This window comes from Mucilaginibacter ximonensis (assembly GCF_042686265.1).
GTDB lineage: Bacteria > Bacteroidota > Bacteroidia > Sphingobacteriales > Sphingobacteriaceae > Mucilaginibacter > Mucilaginibacter ximonensis.
Window position 1 is genome coordinate 362,350 of the sequence record NZ_JBHUPD010000004.1, and the last position, 24,238, is coordinate 386,587.

16 protein-coding genes are annotated in these 24,238 nt (G+C 43.0%); 3 read left to right on the forward strand and 13 right to left on the reverse strand.

The features are described 5' to 3' along the window. Positions 1-15: 15 nt before the first annotated feature. The 13 genes from sov to ACFS5N_RS18750 form a co-directional block, all read right to left on the reverse strand. Positions 16-7,068, reverse strand: coding sequence for a T9SS outer membrane translocon Sov/SprA (gene sov, locus ACFS5N_RS18690; RefSeq protein ID WP_449289013.1), 7,053 nt, complete (start codon positions 7,066-7,068; stop codon positions 16-18). 26 nt (positions 7,069-7,094) lie between these two features. Further along, the gene (gene ruvA, locus ACFS5N_RS18695) at positions 7,095-7,682 is read right to left on the reverse strand and encodes a Holliday junction branch migration protein RuvA (RefSeq protein ID WP_377189351.1); all 588 of its coding nucleotides are present in this window, start codon (positions 7,680-7,682) and stop codon (positions 7,095-7,097) included. Positions 7,683-7,771: 89 nt separating this feature from the next. After that, entirely contained in the window at positions 7,772-10,051 is a 2,280-nt protein-coding gene (locus ACFS5N_RS18700; protein WP_377189354.1) for an NADP-dependent malic enzyme, read from the reverse strand. 167 nt (positions 10,052-10,218) lie between these two features. Beyond that, on the reverse strand, positions 10,219-11,505 hold the full coding sequence (locus tag ACFS5N_RS18705; RefSeq protein WP_377189357.1) for a lytic transglycosylase domain-containing protein: 1,287 nt from the start codon (positions 11,503-11,505) through the stop codon (positions 10,219-10,221). A gap of 69 nt (positions 11,506-11,574) precedes the next feature. Beyond that, positions 11,575-13,002, reverse strand: coding sequence for an Asp-tRNA(Asn)/Glu-tRNA(Gln) amidotransferase subunit GatA (gene gatA, locus ACFS5N_RS18710; RefSeq protein WP_377189360.1), 1,428 nt, complete (start codon positions 13,000-13,002; stop codon positions 11,575-11,577). Between the two features lie 90 nt (positions 13,003-13,092). After that, the gene (locus ACFS5N_RS18715; RefSeq protein ID WP_377189364.1) at positions 13,093-13,254 is read right to left on the reverse strand and encodes a Sec-independent protein translocase subunit TatA/TatB; all 162 of its coding nucleotides are present in this window, start codon (positions 13,252-13,254) and stop codon (positions 13,093-13,095) included. A 32-nt stretch (positions 13,255-13,286) separates the two neighbouring features. Beyond that, the gene (tatA, locus tag ACFS5N_RS18720) at positions 13,287-13,778 is read right to left on the reverse strand and encodes a twin-arginine translocase TatA/TatE family subunit (protein WP_377189367.1); all 492 of its coding nucleotides are present in this window, start codon (positions 13,776-13,778) and stop codon (positions 13,287-13,289) included. A gap of 57 nt (positions 13,779-13,835) precedes the next feature. Further along, positions 13,836-15,113, reverse strand: a complete 1,278-nt coding sequence (locus ACFS5N_RS18725) for a murein hydrolase activator EnvC family protein (protein ID WP_377189370.1) — start codon at positions 15,111-15,113, stop codon at positions 13,836-13,838. Between the two features lie 22 nt (positions 15,114-15,135). Next, positions 15,136-15,960, reverse strand: a complete 825-nt coding sequence (locus tag ACFS5N_RS18730) for a DUF4292 domain-containing protein (protein ID WP_377189373.1) — start codon at positions 15,958-15,960, stop codon at positions 15,136-15,138. Next, positions 15,938-17,701 carry a tetratricopeptide repeat protein gene (locus tag ACFS5N_RS18735; protein WP_377189376.1) on the reverse strand — a complete coding sequence of 588 codons (1,764 nt, stop codon included), beginning with the start codon at positions 17,699-17,701 and terminating at the stop codon, positions 15,938-15,940. The genes ACFS5N_RS18730 and ACFS5N_RS18735 overlap by 23 nt, the downstream gene beginning before the upstream one ends. A gap of 15 nt (positions 17,702-17,716) precedes the next feature. Then, on the reverse strand, positions 17,717-19,261 hold the full coding sequence (locus tag ACFS5N_RS18740) for an oligosaccharide flippase family protein (protein WP_377189379.1): 1,545 nt from the start codon (positions 19,259-19,261) through the stop codon (positions 17,717-17,719). 59 nt (positions 19,262-19,320) lie between these two features. After that, positions 19,321-19,605 (reverse strand): acylphosphatase, encoded by a 285-nt coding sequence (locus tag ACFS5N_RS18745; protein WP_377189382.1) that lies wholly within the window; start codon positions 19,603-19,605, stop codon positions 19,321-19,323. Positions 19,606-19,773: 168 nt separating this feature from the next. After that, complete coding sequence (locus tag ACFS5N_RS18750; protein ID WP_377189385.1) at positions 19,774-20,952, reverse strand: amidohydrolase family protein; 1,179 nt, start codon at positions 20,950-20,952, stop codon at positions 19,774-19,776. Positions 20,953-21,076: 124 nt separating this feature from the next. Between ACFS5N_RS18750 and rlmN the strand changes: the two genes are divergently transcribed. From rlmN to ACFS5N_RS18765, 3 genes are all read left to right on the forward strand, one after another. Next, positions 21,077-22,129, forward strand: a complete 1,053-nt coding sequence (gene rlmN / locus ACFS5N_RS18755; RefSeq protein WP_377189388.1) for a 23S rRNA (adenine(2503)-C(2))-methyltransferase RlmN — start codon at positions 21,077-21,079, stop codon at positions 22,127-22,129. Between the two features lie 90 nt (positions 22,130-22,219). Next, a complete protein-coding gene (locus ACFS5N_RS18760; RefSeq protein ID WP_377189391.1) occupies positions 22,220-23,518 on the forward strand; it encodes a hypothetical protein in 1,299 nt (432 codons plus the stop codon). Further along, positions 23,515-24,219, forward strand: coding sequence for a ComF family protein (locus ACFS5N_RS18765; protein ID WP_377189394.1), 705 nt, complete (start codon positions 23,515-23,517; stop codon positions 24,217-24,219). Before ACFS5N_RS18760 ends, ACFS5N_RS18765 begins: the two co-directional genes overlap by 4 nt. The last annotated feature ends 19 nt before the right edge of the window (positions 24,220-24,238 follow it).

Consider the following 24,238-nt stretch of genomic DNA (forward strand, 5'->3'; position numbering starts at 1 on the left):
AAACCACCTGGTTATTTACTGCAACAACAATTTCAAGTTAACCCCAAAGTTGGTAAACGAGGTATTGAATGCCTGCGAAGTGTATGGTTTTGTCAGGTTTGAATCGTAAAACAGATTTAGTACAAAACGCTGACTTATGGCATAATCAATTGAAGGCCGGTAAGTAATATTCTGTGCACCTGAAGATATTTGAGCCGCTGCTAAATCAGCCTGATAGATCAGGGTTTTATTGTTACGCAGGGCAAAATCAATCTTGAAGGTTAAATCATTTTTAAGAATCAAACCATCAAACAAGCCAAACGGAAAACGAAAATCTCTTGTTTTATATCCAAATCCAAAAGTAACCACCTGTTCATTCTGCTGCGTCAGCTGGCTGTTTAACAAACTTAAACTCAGCGCCCGGCTTTGGCGGTATTCAAGGTTGGTAGTCATATTGTTTTTAAAACGAATATCAATACCCAGTAAAGGCACAAATTGCTCAAAAATAGTGATTTGCGAAAATTGATATTTAGGCAAAAAATCGTTATTCACATCGCGCTGGCTTGATGCGCCGCCCAGTTCCTGATATTGTAACAAAGTGTTATACTGGCTTACTGAGTAGGAAGACTGATAGCCATGGTTAATATCAAATGAGTCAAAAAGTTCTTCAAAAAACGGCAGCCTGCTTAAACCGGTATATCTTATCTGCCAGTTGGGTATCGGCGTACTCGGAAACTGGCTAAGGCTGGCGCTGTTAGCACTTTTGCCAGTATAAGCCGCCAGGAAGGCCGGCACTAAAACGTTTTGCGAGTTTGGCCCGTAACCGTCGGCATAACCGCTTGCACCTGTGCCGCCAGAATTTGGGTTGGTATTGCCCAGGCGCCTGGAAATAGCTTGCCTGTTGTCTAAAAACTTCTGATAAGGCTTTGAGGTGTTATTTACACCGCTTTCTTTAGAAAATGCAGTGGCCAGCGAAAAATAAGAAATACTGTAATTTCCCGTAGTAGTTGGCGTAAGGTTTTCAAATGATCCGCTGGCGCTTAAAAACTTGAAGTTGGTTTGATAGGTATGGTCTTCAGTTTTGTAAGCCGATAACTGAATCTGCAAGTCGGGCGTAGGCTCAACGGTGGCTTTTAAACGCAGGTCGACATTTACTGACTGTACATACAACTGATTTTGTAAAGTGTCGCGCGTTATCCAGTTATTGGCAATGGCCCGGCTGCGAATATCAGCCTGGCTACCCAACAAGAAACCAATACCCGGCGCATCATAACTCAAATCCTGCCCAAACAAATTAGATTGCGGCAAATACCCCGGCAGAAACGTTGCGTCTGTACGGGTATAATTAGCGCTCAGGCTTTTCACACTGGTAATCAACCCGGTGAATACGCGGGTTAATGCGCTATTTTGCGGGTTGGTACCATTTCTAAGAAAGCCAATTTTGTTGTACAAAGTCTGCATGGTCAGCACCGGATCCAACTGAATTTTGCGGGCATTTTGAATACTGTTACCTACATTAAATTGCGGGTTGCCTATGGCAAACTCAGGCGCTGCCTGCCAGGTAAAGTTAGTACTGTAATGCGTGGTTAACGCGGCCCAGTCCATGCCCGGTATTTTATTTAACGGTACCGTATAGTTGACATTAAAGGTGTGGTTATAATTAGTAGTTCGGCCAAGCTTCCGGATGTTTTGCCAAAGCGTATCAATCTTCAAACCGTCCAGTTTACCATAAGGCTCGTCCACTACTGAAAGGTTAGTTGCATCCACATCAACCGATAAAGACCTGGTAAGCTGCCAGCCAAAACCATAAACACGGGTGATGTTAAAATTTTTGTTGTAAGTGGTTGGGATGAATACAGGGTTATTCGGGTCATTATTTCGCGGCGAATTCTCAGAGTAAAACCTGTCAAAGTTGATACTGAAATTCAACCGCGTTGGCGCCAGCGCAAAGTTAATATCCCTTATTAAGGCTAACGAGTTGGCCTTTATAATTTTAGCAAACGGACTGACAAATTTAGGCGCGTTGGTATAATTATAAGCAAAAGCCAGGTGGTAGGTTTTTTCCAGATCGTTCTCTGTCGTAAAATCATGATGCGTGTACTCGGTATAAGCGTAGCTGGCATTCAAATTCTCTACGTCATACACATGGTTCGTCTTTTTGTCGGGCGCCCGCTCTTTATGCACGTTGGTAAAGTTTACGCTTTTGCGCATGGTATAATCCTCGGCTGCATGCTTAATGGAGTCGCGCTGCTGCGCCGATTGTGTGGTACTCAGCGTTTGTTTCAATAAGATATCGGCCTGCGCCGGATCATATTGCGGGGTATTTACCTGGTTGGATACATTGACGTAAGCCGGAATCCGGATACCGCTCTTTGCCGGGAAGAAACGGCCCAGATCCATATTGGCCGATACATCATACCCCTGGTTATCGGTAAGCTGACGATCTTCAAGTTTAGAATCCAAAGCGCCAAAGCCAGCTGTACTTTTATTGCCGGCCACGGTAATAGTACCCAGATCAGCCAGTTTTACATCGGCCCGGGCAACGGCTGCCCATCCGCCTTTGTTGTCAAAATCAGTTAAACGCAACTCGTCAAACCAAACAATGGCCGACTTGGCCAAGCCATCATCAGCACCGGGCGCAGCGTTATTTCGATAAGGATTGCGCACGCCTAGCATAATCGTTCGCAGACGGCTCAGATCAGGCACCCCCATAATGGTGATGCGATTCTTCCCATTGGTGAACGTAAATGGCTTGTTCACAGGCCATGGTTGTCCGTTAAACTTAGCGCCGTTACGAGCTATCTTGGCATCGGTTAATATGGACAGGTCAATATCTAATTGGTTGGCATCCGGCCATATTGAATTTTCGTTGGTCGTACCCGGGCCGGTAACCGTCAACGGAATTTCATATTCGTAATAATTATCCTGGTAATCTGCCCCTAAACGAATAAAAGCGCTTACATCATTGTCGTGCAGCGTGCTTTGGTTGGCTTCTGCGTGAATAAACATTTGCAGATGCTTGTATTTGCGCAAGTCATTATAAAAAGTTTTAAAGGCAGCTTTTGAATAACCATCGCTTAAGTTCTTTACGTTCAAAGAAAGCGATTGCTCGTTTAATTGAGTATTGCTTTGCAGGTTATTATAATCGCGCTGACGAATGATACCTGGCGGCACTACATACGGGATAGGTATGCGCTTACCATTTTCCTCAATATTTACCGTCTCAACGCTGATGCTGGAATTATCAAGCGGCGGATTGGTCAAAGCCGGGTCGGCAATTACATTTAACGGGTTATTTTCGGTATTGTAAGCCCGCCAGTCGCCGCGAACCAGCTGCAGCGTAGCAAAACGCAGGATAGCGGTATCAGCGAAACCTGTCATGAACATACGCATATAGCGTATTGCTTTAAAATCCTGTATACCACCAACAGCTTCGTTGTAAGCTGTTATTGGTATCCTGAACTGATACCAGTTAACCGATTGTGTAGTACCATCGGCCAGTTTAACCTGGGCCGTGATCTTATCGTTTACAAAATTTTGGCCCACAACCAAATCTTTAGGCCGCATGGAAACTTTGTATTGAAAATACTGGTCGTCCTGGCTCATATTGTTATCCCTGTCGATATCTTCACCATCGGGCAATGAAGTATTGGCCGATGTTTGCAGGCCCAATAAAGCCTGTGATTGCTCGGCCGTTTTAGAGTTACTTTCGTTACCGTTGTATTTGGAGTAGCGTTTTAAAATATCGGCTTTAGCATTATCCTGATTGGGCCCCAGGTAATATTCATAATCATCTGAAGAGGGGTCGGCCGCGATAGCACTGGCAGCGCCCGGGTTCAAAGCAGCTTTAGCTGAATTAACAAAAGGGGCAAATTTAGTTTGCTCATCGGCATCACTTAAACCGTCCAGACCAACGTCCTGTAAAACACGCGACGCCGGATTACTGTCAAAAGCGTTAACCACGGGCTGTGTTTTGGGTACCCGGCCCCAGGCAGTTGTATCAACAGTACTCAGGTCGCCGTTAACAGGTAAACCGTTCTCTAAGCTTTTACGGCCGTCTTTTAAAACGTCCTCAGAAATACTACCCAGGTTAAAATACAGATCGCCGCCGGCCGAGTTGGTCTTGTAGATAAACGGGTCCATCACCCAAAATTCTATGTACTCTACGTTAAGCGACTGAAAATCATTAGTCGATATACCACGATACATACCGCCCCAGCGCGATGTCGGATTTTGCAGGCTGCCATCGGCATTAACGCCGGTAGTAGTATAGTTATACGGGCCGCGCACTGTTGGATAGAAAGCTAAATCTAAAGTCGCAATACTCAAAGGCTGCCCTGTAACCGATTGTTTATAAGGGAAAACCTCAGTCTGTAAAACCTGGCGCTGATAGTGGTTTGATAACTGCGTCCGTGTTACACCGGTTGAGCCGGTGTTGGTATAAAATATGGGGTCGATGTTATAAAAGGCCAGTCGCGCCCGATTATAGCCATAGCTCAGGTTATTAAACAGCCCCGACTCCGGGAACATCTGTGGCGTAGCCGAAATCTGCCAGGTATTAGCGCTTTTGACGTCGATAATAGATTGGCTGTTTTCAAAATCATCTAAATATGAAGTGCCGTTTCTTGAACCGGCATAGTTTAAAACGCCAGGGCTGCCCGGCAACAGTTTGGCAAACTCACCGCTTAATGCTATGGACGAAGGCGCCTTGGTTTGAATGAACGGAATCTTATCTACCAATCGTGTTAAAAAACGCGAGTTTGAAGCATAATTAAAGTCAAAACCCAAAATGGTATTCGAGATAGACTCCTGCCCTATTTCTTCATTTTGCGAAATGGGTTGCTCGGTAAGGTGCATTATGGTAGCGCCCAGATTCAAGTTGGGGCTATACTTATAATCAAACCTCGACCCATATAATGACCTTTGCTGAGCACCAAACAACTCATTATTTTCCACGTGTACCGCTATTGGCTGCCCTGACGACAGTATAGCTGTGTTGATTACGTTCAATCGCCCGGCATTGTAATCAATAGTATAATCTGTTCCTTCAATAAGCTTTGTTGCGCCTGCCGAAACTGAAACTGCTCCCTGCGGAATGTTAATGGCATTTAACTGGTAGGAGCCGCCGCCACCCTGTGCCGTATAGGTACCCTTAATGGTGTATCTGTTAAGTTTTGGAAAAAATTGCTGGGCGACAGTTTTGGTAGAATCATACAATTGCTGATAGACGTACCGGGTATTCAGCTCTGTTTCAGCAGGTGTAAATTGCCTGGCAAGGTCAGAGCCAAAAGGCTCAAGCACCGGAAACATAATACGCCCGTTCTGCGAATCGATGGTGATGCCCTCTAAAAAGTCAAAATAACCGTCGGGCTGTTTTTGATTTTGCTGATCCAGATTATCTAAACCGGTAAGCTTCAGCCAAAGCTTTGAACTAGTGTTTTGCCCCTCCTCCATCACCGGTTTTTCTATGCCGTTTTTATCATCTAAACGGGTAACCCCCAATTTAAAATTAGCAGGGCTCACCTGGAAGGCATTTAACGAGTAGATGTTTTTCATCATCAGCTTCCAGGTTGGCAGGTTGGTTTTTAATAAGGTGTTCTTTAACAACTTTACGTAAAGCACCTTCGGCGCATTAGGTGTCGCCGGTATATCACTTGAAAACTCGCCCACCTGGTATTGCTTACCGTTGTAAGTGTATTGGTAAGCTACGGCCAGTACCTCGTCGTTATTTAACGGGTAGTTTAAGGAAATATAACCCAGTTGCGGGTGCAATGTATATTCCTTTGAAGTAAGTTTGCGCGCATAAGTAAGTTTAGCATAGTTATCAGTACCGCCATGGGCTGCAAAATAAGTAATCAGCGAATTCGACGGGTCGTTAGTATTGCGCGCAGCGGCGGGTATATTAGCTAAAAGGTTGTTTGACTGATCGGCAAAACCCGGCCCCTGAAAACCTGCCGGCAAACCTGAAAAACCCGGGCCACCCTGAATCTGCGCGGTATTATACGGTGCATTCTCACCAAGATCCAAAAAGCCCACTACGTCGCGCGAGTCGGTGGTGGCATTGGTGCGGTTGGTTGTCCAGACTTCAATTTTGGTAATATTGATGTTTGAATTAATGATGGGTATGTTAGCCAGCGCTTTATTATAGTTATTGCGAAAAAATTGCGATAAGAAATAATGCTTGTTGGCCTCATAGTCGGACGCTGAAATGGCAAAGTTGCCTTGCTGGCCCTGATTGGTTATGGTGATGTCTTTTGATTGTGACCGCTGCTGCGAGAAAATAGACGTTACTTCAAGTTTACCAAACTTTAGCTTTGTTTTTAAGCCAAATAGGGCCTGTGTGCCGGTAATAAGCTGGGTATTCAGTGGCATGCTCACCGTACCTGCCTGTATTTCCTGGATAATCTCGTCCGGGTGCCCCACATAATCAAGCTTCACCTGGTTATCAAATTGAAATTGGGCATCGGTATTATAATTGGTAGCTATCTTTAACTTATCGCCGATAGTACCATTCAGGTTCAACTGAATGTGCTGATCAAAGTTAAAGTTGTACTGCTTACGCTGTTTGGTATTAAATAGCGGATTCTCATTTTTATTAATCTGTCCGCTCAGAATAGCCTCTACTGATCCCTGCGGACGTATATCAATAATCGAGCTGCCAAATATTTTTTCAAAAGTTTGATTATGAACGTTTATCTGCGGAATAAAACCCGGCTGTGTTTGCGCATACGAGTAATTATCGGCCAGCCGCTTAAAGTAATCCCGCCGTTCTTCTTGTTGCTTCAGGGCAAGGTATTGGCTAAAAGTAAGATAAACCGGCGGCCTGTAAAGCAAGTTACCCACACGTTCATACAAAATGTACTGGTTGGTAAGTGCATCATACTCAACGGTGCGGGTAACCCCAAAAGGTGGCGGGTCAAAAATTCCCTGCCGGTTTAATGCATTGTTGGATTGGGTGCGTTTATAAGGTGCTTTTACAGTAACAGAATCTTTTTTAGGCGATTGTTGCGCAAAAGCAGATTCAGAGCCGCAAAATGCAGTTATCAAAATCAGACCCAGAAGAAATTTATAAGTAAAATTTCTTATCACTTGCAACAACTAAAATCTCATCGTAATTATAAACTTTTTAAGGCTAATTTTATAAGCGCTTCAACTGTTAAGCTTTGGCCATTTTTGTTCAGTTCATGGTCAAGTACTTTTTCAGCAGCGTTACGCGCAAAGCCCAGCATAATCAGTGCAGCCAATGCTTCGTCTTTAGCCGTTTGCGCAACCGCCAATGTAGTTGTTGATGTTCCGGGACCCTCTTTACGCAATTTATCCTGCAGCTCTAAAATCACTCTTTGTGCCGACTTTGGGCCTATTCCTTTTATTCTTTGTATTACCGAAACGTTGCCGTTAACAATTGCAGCGTATATTTCGGCCGGGGCAAGCGAGGATAACATCATGCGGCCGGTATTTGGCCCTATGCCCGATATAGATATTAAATGCAGAAACAAATTACGCTCACTTTCATCAGCAAACCCATACAACGTATGCGCATCTTCTTTTACGTGAAGCCAGGTAAAAAGTTTGCAACGCTCGGCATCGCCCAATAAAGAATAAGTATTTAAAGAAATATTAATGTGGTAGCCCACACCATTAGCATCAATTACCACGTAAGCCGGGCTTTTAAAAACTAATTTCCCATCTATATAAGCGTACATGTTTTATCTATAAGTAAAGGTAAAAGGTCCACAAATCTTTCTCACTAACATTGTCTCAAATCTAATCAACAAACGCTAAACGGGCAATGTTATTTATTATTATTTGCTTTCGCCTGGGCGTCTACAACAGCAATGGTCACCATGTTTACAATCTCCCGTACAGAGCTGTCCAACTGCAATATGTGTACTGATTTTCGCAGCCCCAGCAATATAGGCCCAACAGCTTCGGCATTGCCTATCTCCTGCAATAATTTGTAAGCGATATTGCCCGACTCCAAGTTGGGAAAGATCAAGGTATTTGCCGCCCGCCCTTTTAATGTTGAAAACGGAAAGTTATCGGCCAGTAACGATGCATTCAAAGCAAAGTTAGCCTGCATATCGCCATCGACGATCATTTCAGGATAACGTTCATGTAAAATACGCACAGCTTCGCGTGTACCCTCGGGAATGGGCCCCTCGTTTGAACCGAAGTTTGAATAGGAAAGTATGGCTACCCGCGGACTTATGTTGAATTTACGCACAGAACGCTCTATAAGTACAGTGATATCTACCAACTCTTCGACCGACGGATCTACATTTACGGTAGTATCGCCAAAAAACACCGGACCTTTTTGTGTAATCATCATATACATACCCGCTACGCGGCGTACACCTGGCTCAGTGCCAATAATGTGCAATGCCGGTTTAACCGTAGCCGCGTAATTTTTACTCAGGCCAGATATAAGGGCATCGGCCTCGCCAAACTGAACCATACAGGCACCATAATAGTTTGAATCGGCCATAAGCTGGCGGGCTTCAAACAGGGTGATACCGCGGCGCTGACGCTTTTCAAAATAAAACTGAGCATATTCTTCGGTACGTTTAGTACCAAGATGCGGATCAATGATCTCGACTTCGCCCAACTCCATTTGATTTTCTTCAATAACCTGTTTGATCTTGTTTACATCGCCCAATAATATTGGCGTAGCAATGCACTCGTCTTTAACAATCTGCGCAGCACGTAATATCTTATAATTCTCGGCATCGGCAAAAACAACACGTTTAGGGCTATTTTTAGCCATGATGGTAATGTTCCTCAACAATTTATCATCGTCGCCTACGCGGGCTCTTAGCTCTTCTGCGTAAGCTTCCCAATCGGTGATCACTTTCCTGGCAACTCCCGATTCAATAGCTGCTTTGGCTACCGCCGATGAAACTTCGGTTATCAATCGCTGATCCATCGGTTTGGGGATGATATATTCCCGGCCAAATTTCAAATTCTTGGCGTCATAAGCTAGGTTCACCGCTTCTGGTACCGGTTTTTTGGCGATACCGGCAATGGCATGCACAGCCGCCAGTTTCATCTCCTCATTAATGGCGCTTGCGCGGACGTCAAGGGCCCCTCTGAAAATATAGGGGAATCCTAAAACATTATTTACCTGGTTCGGAAAATCTGACCGGCCGGTAGCTATAATCAGATCCTTGCGCGCATTCACCGCCAGATCATAAGCTATCTCTGGCTCCGGGTTAGCCATGGCAAATACTATTGGATTTTTAGCCATGCTGCGCACCATATCCGGCGTAACCACATTGCCTGCCGAAAGGCCTATAAAAACATCGGCATCTTTCATCGCATCAGCCAGCCTGGTGATTCCTTTGCGCGTTGTTGCAAATTGCAGACGCATTTCGTCCAGGTCAGTGCGTTCAGGAGTGATCAGGCCGTTAATGTCAAACATCACCAGGTTTTCTTTTTTAACGCCCAGGGACAGATATATTTTTGAACAAGAGATGGCTGCAGCGCCTGCGCCGTTAACCACCATCTTTATTTTTTCGAGTTTTTTATTTTGAATTTCACAGGCATTAAGTAATGCCGCGCCCGATATAATGGCAGTACCATGCTGGTCGTCATGCATTACCGGGATCTTCATTTCGGCCTTTAACCTGCGTTCTATTTCAAAACAGGTTGGCGCTGATATATCTTCCAGGTTAATGCCGCCAAAAGTTGGCTCCAGGGCTTTCACAATCGTCACAAATTCATCAACCGATTTGGCGTTCAGTTCCAAATCAAACACATCAATATCGGCATAAATTTTAAACAGCAATCCCTTACCTTCCATTACCGGTTTGCTGGCCTCGGGGCCAATGTTACCTAAGCCTAAAACAGCCGTACCGTTGCTGATCACGCCAACCAGGTTACCCTTTGCAGTATATTTATAAACATCGTCAACATTTTGGGCTATGCGTAAACATGGCTCGGCTACTCCCGGCGAATATGCCATAGTCAAGTCGCGCTGCGAATTGGTGGGCTTAGTGGGCACAACCTGTATTTTGCCCGGGCGACCCTTGGCATGATAGTTTAATGCGTCCTGTTTACGGTTAGATTTATCCATAGGTTTATAATGAAATCAGCATCCAAAGTTAAGGCTTTTTAAACTTGATAAGCAAAATGCCCTGACGGTTAATTGTGAAACAATCAATTCAGATCATTTAACATACCAAAACAAAAAACCGATGACTGTTTATACAACCATCGGTTTTTATTATATATTTTTTTCAATTAGTCGGCTTTAGCAATCTTTGCAACCGGGCCCAGAGCCACTTTTTGTCCGGCGGATAACTGCCCGTCAGGAATGTTATTCCAGGCTCTTACATCGCGAACATTCAAGCCGTGGTGAGCGGCAACTTGCTCTAAAGTTTCACCCTGTTTAATCACGTAATATTCAGGTACTGCATCTGCTGATTTTGAAGCAGGCGTATAAACCAAAGTATTAGCTCTGGCGGGCGCGGCACTGGCTACATAAACAGGTGCGGGCGCTTTTACAGGTACTGATAAAGCAGCTACGGTTGGCAGCGGCTGTAAAAGTACCGGGTCATTAATACCATTTAATACATTGTACAATGCAGGGTAGTTTTTTTGATCAACGTGTGGGATTATCAAACGACGTTTAGCTGTGGTTGTACCGTTAATAATCAATCTTTTATAAGCCGGGTTCAACATGCTTAGGTCCATGAGATTAGTATTAAGCGCTTTGGCTACATTTCCCAGATCAACCATACGGTCAACCATCAAAGTATCCGTTTTAGGATTAAAGTTCAGAATATCAGGAATAATAGCATGCTTTTTACCATAGTTCATCACGTATGACATGGCAATAAAAGCCGGCACATAGTTACGCGTCTCGGGCGGTAAATATTGACGGATAGTCCAGAAGTCCATAGCGTTAGCTTTTTCAATAGCACGCTCTACGCTGCTTTTACCGCAGTTGTATGAAGCAATAGCCAGCAGCCAGTCGCCAAACTCCTGGTAAGCATCTTTGAGGTAGGCCGCAGCCGCGTAGCTGGCTTGTATCGGATCGCGGCGTTCGTCAATATAGCTATCCATGTTTAAGCCATAAATTTTGGCTGTGGTGGCCATAAACTGCCACGGGCCGGTTGCACCTACACGCGAAATAGCAGCAGGATCTAACTTAGACTCGACTATTGACAGATACTTAATCTCTGTTGGAATGCCTGCCTCTCGGAATATCTTCTCATAAATGGGGAAATAATATTTAGAAAGCGCCATTACATGGCTCATCTCATCGCGGTGGCGGGTATAAAGGTCAATGTAAGTTTGTACATACTCGTTGTAATCCAAACGTATATCCTTCTGAATTGAGTCTAATCGCAGCTTAAAGATGGAATTAGTATAAGCACTAACCGGGATTTCTAAACTGGTATCGCCAAAACTTTTTGGTGAATAAGCGGTTAGCGACCCTGCATTTACAGCAGCGGCGTTTAACGAATGAGCATTTACAATTTGCAGTGATAAGATGAAGGCAGCAACAGTTAAAATTCTCTTCATTATTAGTTTAATAGGGTTGAGCCATTATACGTAATTTGCGGCCAAATGTTTTACCAATATATTAATTTATTAAAGCTCCACGAAATATTTGGAGAAATTAAGTAATTCTTGTTCGTTAAAATGTTTGGCTAACAATTGTAAACCTAACGGTAATCCGTCGGCGTTATTGCCCACCGGCAGCGAAATTGCAGGTACTCCGGTTAATGATGCCTGCACCGTAAAAATATCTGCCAGGTAACTTACTACCGGGTCGGCCTCTACATTACCCAAATCATAAGCCGGGCCTGGCGCAGTTGGCATTAAAATAAAATCGTATTCCTCAAATATCTGAGCTGTTTTATCCTGTATCAACCGGCGCACTTTTTGAGCTTTGGCATAATAAGCATCGTAATAACCTGCGCTAAGTACAAACGTACCCAGCATAATACGCCGTTTTACTTCCTTACCAAAACCTTCAGAACGAGAACGTTTGTAGGTTGACATCAGGTCGGTAGCCTGCGGGCTGCGGTAGCCATAATGTACGCCATCATACCTCGACAGGTTTGATGATGCCTCAGCAGTAACCAAAACATAATACGCCGGTACCAGGTAATCCAGATAATCAAAGGCTATAGGGGTCACCGTGTGGCCGTCAGCACGTAATTTATCTATGGTGGCGGTTAAAACGTTTTTAAGATCTTTATCAACTCCGGGGCTTGAAATTGATTCCTGTAAATAGGCTATTTTTTTCTTTCCGGTCGGTTTTTGCAGATTAGCGGCATAAGTCGGTACAGGTTGAGACGACGAGGTGCTATCATAATCGTCCGCACCCGCCATCACTTCAAGTAATAAGGCTGCGTCTTCGACGGAGTTGGTTATCGGGCCAGCCTGATCAAAAGACGAAGCATACGCGATTAATCCATGACGCGAGATACGTCCATACGTTGGTTTAAAACCAACGGTACCGCAAAAAGCAGCCGGCTGCCGCACCGAGCCGCCTGTGTCAGTACCAATGGCGGCGTGACACATCCCGGCTTGCACAGCTACTGCTGAGCCACCTGATGATCCGCCCGAAACTTTAGTATTGTCAGCATAATTTTTTACAGGGCCATAATACGAGGTTTCATTAGCAGCCCCCATGGCAAACTCATCGCAGTTGCAGCGGCCAATAATTATGGCATCTTCACTCAGCAAACGCTCAACTATTGTCGCTGAATAGATAGACTCAAAATTGGAAAGTATTTTAGATGATGCACTAACCTTATGCCCTTTATAACAAATATTGTCCTTTATGGCAATGACCATACCAGCCAGTTTACCGGCTGCACCTTTTTTAAGGCGGGCATCAACTTCAACAGCGCGTTGTATCGCCTCGTCAGCAAAAACCTCATTAAAGGCATTCAGGTGGGCATTTTTTTCGATTGCACTCAGATAGCCCTTTACCAGTTTTTCAACGGTAACCTTATTACTTTGTAACTCGCTCTTTATCTCATTTAAAGAGGAATAAATTTTAGTCATGGGCCGAAAATAAAAAACTTATCTGTTGAAATAGAAATTAATTTCAACAGATAAGTTATCAATACAAGCTCTGATCGTAACGATCAGAAATTATGAGTTATGCTTTTCTTCGTCGTTTGCGCCGTTTGAAGCATCCTTAAATTCTTTAACGCCTTTACCCAAGCCTTTCATCAGTTCAGGTATTTTTTTGCCTCCGAATAGTAACAACACTACTATCAGGATGACAAAAACTGCAGGTCCATCTAATCCCATGATATTTTACTTTTATATTAGTTTATAATTAATTATTCGTTCGTTTTTTTCTCAGGCTCCGCAACGTGAGTTGATGCTGCTCCTTCCGCAGGAACCTCGCCACGGTAATGTTTATACAACTCAGGATCACTTTCTGCCGAACCATCAAATACAACACTGTCAGTAGCTGCATGCGACTGACCAACCGGAACGGTATTGGCCACCGGAGTAACAGCAGGCGTTGTGGTAGTTGAAGGAGTTTCTTCTTTAGTACCGTCAGGGTTATCTGTAGAATGCTCTGCAATTTTTGGAGTTTCTTCAGCCGCAGGTTTTGGCTCCTCTTTTTTCTTGTCGTAATTATCAATCTGGTTATTGATCTCTCTCTTCACCCCCTCTGAGGCTTCTTTGAAATCACGGATACCTTTGCCTAAACCACGTGCCAGACCAGGTAATTTATCGCCACCAAATAACAATAATACTACGAACAGGATTAACAGTATTTCGGGTGGGGTAAATTCAAAGAATAATAAAACTGAACTAAACATACGCTCTCTCTTCTTAATTAGGTTACAAATATAAGCATTAATTATTTACAAGTTATCTTACCTGTCAGCCAGCCAAATTTTAGGGTCGACAGGCGTACCGGCTTTATACAATTCAAAGTGCACCATGGTATCGCCGGTCACACCGTCGGCACCTGCGACACCTAATGATTGCTTGGTGCTTACTTTTTGCCCGGCAGCGACAGTAGCCGATTTCAGATTAGAGTAAGCTGTCAGGTACTCGCCATGACGAATAATGATGAGCCATGAGCCCAATACATTCTGAACTTTTGATACAGTGCCGTCAAATACAGCCCTTACCGTTGCACCTTCGTTGGTACGGATATCCAGGCCGGTGCTTTCGCTGCGGATACCATCTGTTGTAAAGCTACCAAAACCCTGAGTTATTGCCCCACTGGCGACAGGCCAAGGTAAGCGGCCACGGTTACCCAAAAAGTCGTTAGATAATTTGGCTGCCTCAGGTGTGGCATTTAATATTTCGCTATTTGTTTTACGAGCTACCGGTTTTGCTGGCGCGGTAACCGTTGTACCGGCAGCGGCAGCTCTGGCTTTTTCGGCAGCTAATCGTGCTGCTTCTTCAGCCTCTGCTTTCCGTCTTGCTTCTTCAATCTGGGCCTTGATAACGGCACGTGTAATTCTTCGAACTTCGTTTTGCTTTGCCAAAGCCTGTTTCCGCAGTTGTTTTTCCTGACTGGTCAGGTTTTTCACAGCTACTGATTGATCGTTTCGCTCTTTACCCAGGTTATCCTTTTCTTTTTCCTGATCTAAAAGTAACGTGTGTTTTTGCTCTTTAGTCTTATCGAGCTCTACTATTTTTATATGAAGATCCTTTTGCTTACTTTCAATAGACGCGGCCTGGCGTTCACGATAAGTAGCAAATTGCTGCAAGTATTTTAAGCGTTTATAGGCCTGGTTAAAATCTTTAGCTGCGAAAATAAACATCAATTTATTATACCCGCTTTTGTTACGGTACGCAAACAACACCATATCGGCATACTTTTTCTTCAGCAATTCAAGCTGGCTTTGCAAGCTATGCACGGTGTTGGTATTTTCTGATATCTGGCTGTCAAGGTTTCGAACTTCGCCATTTATCACCGTAATTTTTTGTTCACGCAAACTAATTTGCGCCTTCAGGATATTAAGTTGTTTGAGCGTTGACTTTTTGTTTTTTTGCGTCTCGTCTAACTGCCGGTTTAATTGCTCGAGCTCGTCATTAATACGGTCGCGCTGCTTTTTTAGCTCTGTACTGCTTTGCGCACGAACGGCTACGGCTGCAAAAATGCATATCAAAAAGAATAATACTTTTAAAAATTTCATCCGGTTCAAAAATATTAATTTTTTAATCGGCAGGTGTATATCTGTCCGGAATATTGAAAGGAAAATCTAATTCAAGATCAAAATCGGCTTTGGTATAATGTAAATTAGCCTGTATCTTCTTATTCTGAATGGTCGATAAAATATCAATTTGTGAAGGCAGTAATTTATTGCTGGCCTGTATAAAATTACTGTTGGTAACCAACAGCGCTTGCTGCTCGGCCTGGTTTGATAAATTAAATTGCGTTACCCGTAAATTGGTGCCCATATTAAGGTTGTAAACCAGATCCTGCAAAGTACCCGACAGCGTTACATAACCCATGTCGGCCCTGATGTTTGAATTTTCTGTCAATGTTTCAGGCATAGCATTACCTACCAATAACGATTCGATAGTTTTATAATTAACCTGGCGGCTGGCGTATTTATATATGTAACTAAAAGGCTTTTTCAAGTAAACGCCTTGTAGTTTATTAATGATCTTGATACTATCCGGCGTGATCAGGGCACGGGCCACCTCAATACCCAATACCGCGGTGATAGAAACCCAGATCTTTTTATCGCGGGCTATACGCACATTCATGGTCACATCGTTCGAGCTGCCGTTAACATCCAGCTTGGTTGACGCCCTGCCCGAGAAAGTATTGAAAGTTACCTGGTGACTTTTAATTGCAGCAAGCTCATTTTTTACATAAGTAATGTCAGGAGGCGTGGTAGCAATAGTTGTGACGTTGTCTACCTTGGGTGTGGTAGAGGTAACCGTTGTAGTTATTGCTTTTTTGCGGGCCTTGCAACTTACCACGGCCAACAACGCGCAAACTATCAGTACCTTATTCAATATATTTCTTTTCATTTATTTTTCGGTCCAAAACGGGCGAGCTTGCGCCGTATTCTTTAGCTTTTTTCCAGTACTGTACTGCCCCGTCGGCATCACCTAAATAAAACAATATATCGCCATAATGTTCGGCTTGTACGGCACTTTTATTTTTGTTATGCGCCTGGGCCTTTTCCATCCAAACTTTAGCATTTTGATAATCCTTTTGCTTAAACAATATCCAGGCGTAAGTATCCTCAAACGATGCATTCCCGGCTTCCAGTTCATTGGCGTGTTTGGCCATCGCGGCCGCTTTGTCCAGCTGTTCGCCCCGTATAGATAAGTAATAGGCATAGTTGTTCAGCGTATACTTATTATCAGGCATATAACTCAATGCTTTTTGGTAAGCATTGTCAGAGCTTTTATTGTCTTGCATGGCATGGTAACAATCGCCCAATTGCGAAAAACCTTGCGACAGCAGGTTTTTATCTTCAAATTCAAGCGCTACTGCGTTTTTTAAATAGGTAGCAGCCTTTTTATATTCTTTTTTTTGCAGATAAGCGGTACCCACAAAAAAGTTCATCCAGCTTTGGTTCGGAAAAAATGTAAGCGCATCCTCGCCGTCCCTAATGGCAGCCTCCAGATCATTATCTGCCAGATCAAGGCGCACCAACTGATCACGGGTTTCATAAATCTGACCATTTAAGGCTACCGACTTTCTGTATACCGCTTTAGCCTCTGTATATTTCTCGCTTTGCACCAGCATATCCCCATAAAGCGCCTGCGCCTTGGCTTCGTTTGGATGTGTATCGACAATAATCTTACTCAGTTGCAACGCACTGGCTAAAGCGCCCGTTTTTGCTCCCGGATCAGAAAACTTTGGGAAATAGCCCATCATAATCCTGATCTTTTGATCGATATTAAGATTAGGGTTGGCAAAGGCAATTTTCAACTCGGCAAAGCTTGCATCAATATCTTTTTTGCTTTTATAAACATCAGCCAATCCTAAATGCACCAAAGCATTATCGGGGTCAATAGCTTTAGCCTGCTGCAGCACCTTAAAAGCTTTATCGTTCGCGTTGTTATTGGTATATATCTCGGCCAGCAACAAATAGTATTTGATTTGATTGGAATTAGCCGCAATCATTTGCTCCAAACCCGCAGCAGCTTTATCCAGTTTACCTTGTTTCAGATATATTTTTTGACGAGCTAATATTAAGTCGTCTGAGTTACCGGCAATTTGTTCAATCTGATCATAAACTTTCAAAGCCTCATCATACTGGCCCTGTATCACCAACGCATTAGCTTTGTCAAAGTAGTAATCTGTACGATCAGGGTTTAGGCGGATAAGTTGAGAAAATACATTATTCAGTTTATCAATCTTATTACCCTTCTCGTAAATTTCGGCTAACGACGCCCAATACCACTCATTATCCGGCTTAACGGCTACTGCTTTTTCAAGCAGTGGTTGGGCTTCGGCCAGTTTATTCTCTTTCCGGCGAATATTGGCAAGTTCATAAAGCGCCGCATCATTTTGCGGATCGAGCACTAAAATCTTGTTAAATAATTCGGCAGCCTGTGCGTTATTTTCGACAGTCTTTTCGCGCAGCGCGGAAAAAAATAGGTTTTGAATGGCGCCCGAATCGATACTGGTTTGGCTGGCCTGAGCAGGTGCAGTTGTTTGTGCGTGGGCAGGCATAGCCAACAAACAAGAGCCGGCTACTGATAAAGCGCATGCCCAACGTTTAAATTTGATTACCCCTGTTAGCTTTCTGTCCATTTGATACATCGCAACTTATTTGCTGAAGATTGCTTTAATATTTTTCCACTCCAAAAACAAAGCCCCGCCACCAAATAATAGCAAGAACGCATTGCCAATAAATATGTTGCGTTTAAATATATAGAATGATAGATAAACAAACACAATCGACACTAAAATATAGCCCAGGTTTTTTTTAAGATTGTACGGTATCGGGTAGTTTTTTTGCCCCCAAATGTACGACAGTATCATCATTACGGTATAAGCCGTTAAAGATATCCAGGCAGAGGCCATATAACTATATCGAGGAATCAGAATAACGTTAAGCACAATAGTTAGCAAGGCACCAATACCCGATATATATAGGCCATATTTAGTTTGATCAGACAACTTATACCATACGGAAAGATTCATATACACACCTAAACTCACATAGCCAAACAACAATGGCGGAATAACTTTGATACCTTGCCAGTAAAGCAAGGTTTGCACGTGGTCTTTACCTTTAATAAAATACTTTAACAATTCAATATTCGCAACCAGCGCCACAAATATTCCGCAAACGGCAATTACAAAAAAATCCATAATGCGTGCATAAGTCTGACCCGCATTTTTGTTCTTTGCGTGATTAAAAAAGAAAGGCTCGGCGCCTAACCTGAAGGCATTGACGAATATGCTGAGAAATACCGCTATCTTGCTGCAAGCCCCGTAGGTTCCCACATCAAGCAACGGGTCGCCGGGCAGTAATTTACCCAGCAGTACCTTGTCCATATTTTCATTTACCAGATATGAAAGGTTAGCTATCAATATGGGCCAGCTATAACGGTACATATTAAGCAGCATATCCCGGTCAAAATCAAATCTGATTTTAAACAACTGCGGCATTAAACACAATAGCGTGACTGCACTTGATATTAATTCTGAAATAAATACATAGCCAATCCAGCCCTTAGCATACCAGTGGCTTATCCATACCGAGCCAATCAGCTGATGTTTGATCCAAAATGGTAATAAATAGATAAAAGACAGGTTGAATCCCACAAAAACTAACACGCTGATCAGTTTAATAATACTGTACCTGCCCGGTTGTCCATCTGCGCGTAACTTAACAAAGGGGATGGCACACCAGGCATCAAGTATAACTATCGCCATAAAAAGGATAGTATACCGTAAAAAATCAGCTTGCGAAGTACCAAATGCCGGAGTTGTGTTAAGCCCTTTTTTAGCCATCGCCTCGGCATGATCTACATTAATGAAACCGGCTATTTGTTTCAAAAATGGCAAGGTAAACAGCAAAAACAACACTGTAACCACAAATACCGACGCAAAAGCATTGTTGTAAACCTTCTGCTTTTTGTCGGGATGCTTGTTAAGATACCTGAAAAAAGTGGTCTCCATGCCAAAGCTTAGCAAGGCGTTGGTCATGGATACATAGCTGTACATGGTAGTGACCACACCATAAGCGGCAGTAGCGTAGTTACGGGTATAAACCGGTGTCAGGAAAAAAGTAAGCACCCGGCTGGCAATGGTACTTAAGCCATAAATAAAGGTTTGCCCGGCAAATTTTTTAGCTGTTGACAATAGATAAATTATTAAATTGATGTCATGCTGAACTTGTTTCAGCAACCTACGGTACAGTTTTATTTAAACAATCCGCGTTTTAATACCTCAAAATTACGATAGTTTTTCAATTCGCCCTCATGCGATTCGATGGTGATGACCTCGGCATTTTCAGGGCCCTCTTTGCACCATTCCAAAAACATATCCAGCATGGCCGGCTCGCCTTCGGCTTCAATAAAAACATCGCCATCCGGCTGATTTTTTACGGTACCGCGAATACCCAACTGATCGGCCACTGCTTTGGTTGACGCCCGGTAAAAAACGCCCTGTACTTTTCCGCTAACTATAATGTCAAGATGCTTCATTTGAAGTCAAAAGTAGAAATTAAAAAGTCAAAAGCTCGCCTTATTTATCATTTCGACCAATGAGCGAAATCCCTGCCGCTGTTGGGCATGACTGCTTTGCAAAGGGGGGATAACATCTTTCGCTATCGCTCAAGATGACAAAACGATAAAGGAAATTCGAAAGTATAGCTACACCAATTTTTTAACTTTTGTTTCAGCGGTAATTTTCAGATCGTCAAGGCCGGTTATGAGGTTGAGGCCGGGGGTTTTGCCGGGATCAAGACTGCCTTTCTCCTTGTCGATTCCCAGCAGGGTGGCACCGTTCAGGGTAGCCCATTTTAGCAGACGCTCCAAATTAAGCGACGCGAAATTATCTTGTAGCACCTTCATTTCGCTCAAAATGCAAAGCTTATTGTTTGATGCCAGGCTGTCCGTACCCAAAGTTAGATTAAAGCCCTGATCAAGAAAGAGGTCGATTTTTGGCAAGGCGTCTTCGATGTATAAGTTGGCATTTGGACAAAAGCACCAGTTTATACGTCGGTCAAAGCGCTTAATGAAATAAATATCCTTTAGGTTAGTTGTGGTATTATGTACCATCAAAATATCCTGCTTGTTGGTGAGCAGGGGTATAACAGATTGTAGCGAATTACGCGCCTGTGGCTTAAAATAGCTTATATCTATACCAAAATGGGCATACAGATCATTAAACGCGCCTAACTTATAGCGGTAAAACTTATTCTCCTCCTCACTTTCCTGGTTATGTATGCTGATGACGTTTTTGTTGGGATGATCGTCGCAATACCTTTTGAGAAGTTTAAACAATTCTTTTGAAACTGAATATGGCGCATGCGGCGTTATGGAACAAGGCTGTGGCTTAAACTGATCCATCAACTTCAGCGCCCCTTCAAAAGTAGTTTGTGCCCTTTCAGGAGTAAAACTAAAGGTCTCTACAAAAGTGTGGTAATATATCTTGCTTTTAGCCTTTATAGGTATGGTAATATCGCTGTTGGAAATGTCGCCCACGGCAACAATTCCGTTTTCGTACATCTCACTATCGGCTTTAATGGCCGCAGCCTCTATTTCCTGAGGAGTTGAGTTTCTGATTGCCTGCAGGTTCTTGATAAACTGCACCAGGCCACCTCCCTTTTGTACTTTGCCGTGCAAATGCGAAAGCTCGACATGACAATGAGCGTTCACAAACCCAGGGGTTATCACACCACTTAAATTTTCGACAGGAACATGTTCGAACCCTTTTGGGACCTGGTCTGATACCGCGATGATCTTATTCTGATCATCAATGGTAACATAACCATTTATTATCGGATCGGCACTAATTGGAAAAACGTAATCGGCTCTAAAAATTTTCATTAGATTTAACTTAACGGTTACCCACTTTTTTCGATCTATTAACTTTAATACATTAACTTTTGGTTATTGTTTTTAACTCAATGATTTTAAAGATAGATTTTTTAAATTTTCGTATTTTTGCAGCGTGAGCGCTGAAAAAGAGAAAATTGATATCCGTAGCCTGAGCCTGGCCGACCTGCAAAAGCATTTTATCCAAATGGATGAAAAAAGCTTCAGGGCAAAGCAGGTTTACGACTGGCTATGGAAAAAATCTTGCTTTTCGTTCGACGAAATGAGCAACCTTTCAAAAGAACTTCGTGCCAAACTCGACAGCAAATTTGTTATTAATAATGTTAAAATTAATAACTCGCAGTTTAGCGCTGATAAAACTATAAAAAATTCTTTCATTTTACACGATAAGCATTTAATTGAGGGTGTTTTAATTCCGACACCCGAACGAATGACCGCATGTGTGTCTTCCCAGGTAGGCTGCAGCCTTACTTGTAAGTTTTGTGCTACCGGATATATGGAGCGCAAGCGCAACCTAAATCCTGACGAGATTTACGACCAGGTAGTACTTATTGACCAACAGGCGCGCGAAAATTATGGTATCCCGCTAAGTAACATCGTGTACATGGGCATGGGCGAACCATTGCTCAACTATAAAAACGTTTTGGAGTCAGTTGAAAAGCTTACTTCAGAGGATGGTTTGAACATGGCTGCCAAGCGTATCACCGTGTCCACAGCCGGTATTGCCAAAATGATTAAGAAATTAGGCGATGACAATGTAAAGTTTAACCTGGCCCTGTCATTACATGCCGCTAACGACGAGAAGCGTAATACCATTATGCCCATCAATGAGCAAAACTCGTTAAAAGCGCTCGCCGAGGCTTTAAAATACTACTACGCCAAAACCAAGAACCCGGTAACCTACGAGTATATTATTTTCGATGGTTTTAATGATAACATCGCTGATGCCGATGAACTGGCTCGTTTTTGCAAACACCTGCCGTGTAAGGTAAATATCATCGAGTATAACCCTATTGCATTTGCTGCTTACCTGAATGCCGGCGAGGATAAAGTTGAGGCCTTTGCCAATCATTTGCGCAAGCAAGGGGTAAACACACACATACGCCGCAGCCGGGGTAAAGATATTGACGCAGCCTGCGGACAGTTAGCTATTAAGGACGGCAAATAGCAAACACTCAGTTAATACAGCAAATTAAGCTTTATTTGATAGGTAATTAGCAGCTTAAAATTTATATTTAGGCACCAATTACTTATCACAATGGATATTGCCGAAAAACAGATAGTCATATGGCCGCGTTGGAGAAAGGTCGTCTTCAGATTTCTTTTTATTTATTTTACACTTACCATAACCCCCTGGGCATGGTTTGATGCGGTACCATTTTTGCCTAAATATTACAACCAATTATGGGCCTGGTTAGTCAAGTTTGGCAATGATCACCTTTTTCATATTACCAAGGTATTGGTATACCCCAATGGTAGCGGCGACACGTCTTATAACTGGGCCGAAATTTCGCTCATTTTAACACTATCCCTGGCAGGTTGCATAATTTGGTCGGCGGCCGACCGGGGGCGAAAAAACTATGAGCGATTAAATTACTGGCTATGCGTGTTTACACGCTACTATCTGATCATGACAGCTTTAGTATACGGCATCATAAAGCTGTATGCATTACAAATGGAGTTTCCCAATTTGCATCAATTGGCAACGCCGCTGGGTGATTATTTGCCCATGCGCCTATCCTGGCAGTTTATAGGCTACTCAACGCCTTATCAGGTATTTTCTGGCGCGATGGAAGTAGTTGCTGCTTTGCTGTTATTATATCGCCGTACAATTACCCTTGGCTTGGTTACAGCGTTAGCTGTTTTTACCAACGTAATGATGCTTAACCTATGTTATGACATTCCGGTTAAGATATTTTCTATGCAATTAGTTTTTATCTGCTTGTTTTTATTAGCCAGTGACGGTAAACGTTTGTTTGATTTCTTTATCCTGAACAAACCGACACCTGCTGCGGACAATTATAATTTCCCGTACCGAAAAAAATATATGCGTATAGTCCGGGTGGTGCTTAAGGTGATATTTATTGGTTATGCCTTGTGTATGCAAATTTATAGCAGTTACAAGGAATATTTAGACGAACATCCGGCACAAACAAAGTCTTTGATTAAAAATGGCCTATACGATGTTACCAGTTTTAAACTCAACAACAAATTGCCAGCGCTTTTCACAGCCGACAGCCTGGCGTGGCAGGATGTTATCCTTGAAAATGGAACAGGCAGCATTAAAACCGGCGACTCTCTATTTAAAATGAGGTATAGCCGCGGCTATTTTGATTATTTTATTGATACGCTAAACCGGCGCATGGATTTTAAAAGGGAATATAAAGGTTCAGTATACACCATACTTAGTCTGCATTTTGAACTTCCTGATTCCAATACGATAAAGCTATCTGGTAAAAGGGGCGAAGACAGTTTGAAGGTGGAATTAAAACGCAGCAAACATCATTTTCAACTGGCCGAAAGGCAGTTTCACTGGCTTAGCGAGCATAACCGATGAGGATAACCTTAAATCTCAGTTACGTTGCCGACTTTGTGTCGTTGTTGTTTCCGCAGTTATGCCCGGCGTGTGGCAATGAGTTAGTAGCGCACGAAAAAGTGATTTGCACCGATTGCCAATACAATTTGCCGCAAACCAATTTTCATCTGATAAATGACAATATTGTCGCTCGTCAATTTTGGGGTAAGATTAATCTGAATGCAGCTTATTCGCTATATTACTTTACAAAGGGCGGCAAAGTGCAAAACCTTATGCATCATTTTAAATATAAAGGCATGTCGCAAATTGGGAATATGCTGGGTAGGATAGCCGGTTCTCAACTGGCTGCTAATGCTACATTTGCTTCGGTCGATTACATTATCCCAGTGCCTCTGCACAAAAGCCGCTTAAAAGAACGCGGTTACAACCAAAGCGCATGCTTTGCTGAAGGATTAGCTGAAAAGCTTAAGGGCACTGTAGAAGAAAATAACCTGATTAGGATACGCGCCACACAAACACAAACCCATCGATCAAGATTTGAACGTTTTGAGAACATGCAGGAAGTTTTCGCCGTAAAAAATCCGCAGAAATTAAAAGACAAGCATGTGCTGCTGGTTGACGACATTGTCACTACCGGCTCTACGCTTGAGGCCTGTGCTATCCCGCTTCTGGAAATTGATGGATTAAAACTCAGTATAGCTACTATTGCATATGCTGAGTAGAACAGTGATTAGTTAATTA

Bases quoted from the DNA above. Each gene is read 5' to 3' on its own strand.
- ruvA (WP_377189351.1), bottom strand. From the start codon at position 7,682: ATGTACGCTTATATAGATGGGAAATTAGTTTTTAAAAGCCCGGCTTAC.
- ACFS5N_RS18700 (WP_377189354.1), bottom strand. From the start codon at position 10,051: ATGGATAAATCTAACCGTAAACAGGACGCATTAAACTATCATGCCAAG.
- ACFS5N_RS18705 (WP_377189357.1), bottom strand. From the start codon at position 11,505: ATGAAGAGAATTTTAACTGTTGCTGCCTTCATCTTATCACTGCAAATT.
- gatA (WP_377189360.1), bottom strand. From the start codon at position 13,002: ATGACTAAAATTTATTCCTCTTTAAATGAGATAAAGAGCGAGTTACAA.
- ACFS5N_RS18715 (WP_377189364.1), bottom strand. From the start codon at position 13,254: ATGGGATTAGATGGACCTGCAGTTTTTGTCATCCTGATAGTAGTGTTG.
- tatA (WP_377189367.1), bottom strand. From the start codon at position 13,778: ATGTTTAGTTCAGTTTTATTATTCTTTGAATTTACCCCACCCGAAATA.
- ACFS5N_RS18725 (WP_377189370.1), bottom strand. From the start codon at position 15,113: ATGAAATTTTTAAAAGTATTATTCTTTTTGATATGCATTTTTGCAGCC.
- ACFS5N_RS18730 (WP_377189373.1), bottom strand. From the start codon at position 15,960: ATGAAAAGAAATATATTGAATAAGGTACTGATAGTTTGCGCGTTGTTG.
- ACFS5N_RS18735 (WP_377189376.1), bottom strand. From the start codon at position 17,701: ATGGACAGAAAGCTAACAGGGGTAATCAAATTTAAACGTTGGGCATGC.
- ACFS5N_RS18745 (WP_377189382.1), bottom strand. From the start codon at position 19,605: ATGAAGCATCTTGACATTATAGTTAGCGGAAAAGTACAGGGCGTTTTT.
- ACFS5N_RS18750 (WP_377189385.1), bottom strand. From the start codon at position 20,952: ATGAAAATTTTTAGAGCCGATTACGTTTTTCCAATTAGTGCCGATCCG.
- ACFS5N_RS18760 (WP_377189391.1), top strand. From the start codon at position 22,220: ATGGATATTGCCGAAAAACAGATAGTCATATGGCCGCGTTGGAGAAAG.
- ACFS5N_RS18765 (WP_377189394.1), top strand. From the start codon at position 23,515: ATGAGGATAACCTTAAATCTCAGTTACGTTGCCGACTTTGTGTCGTTG.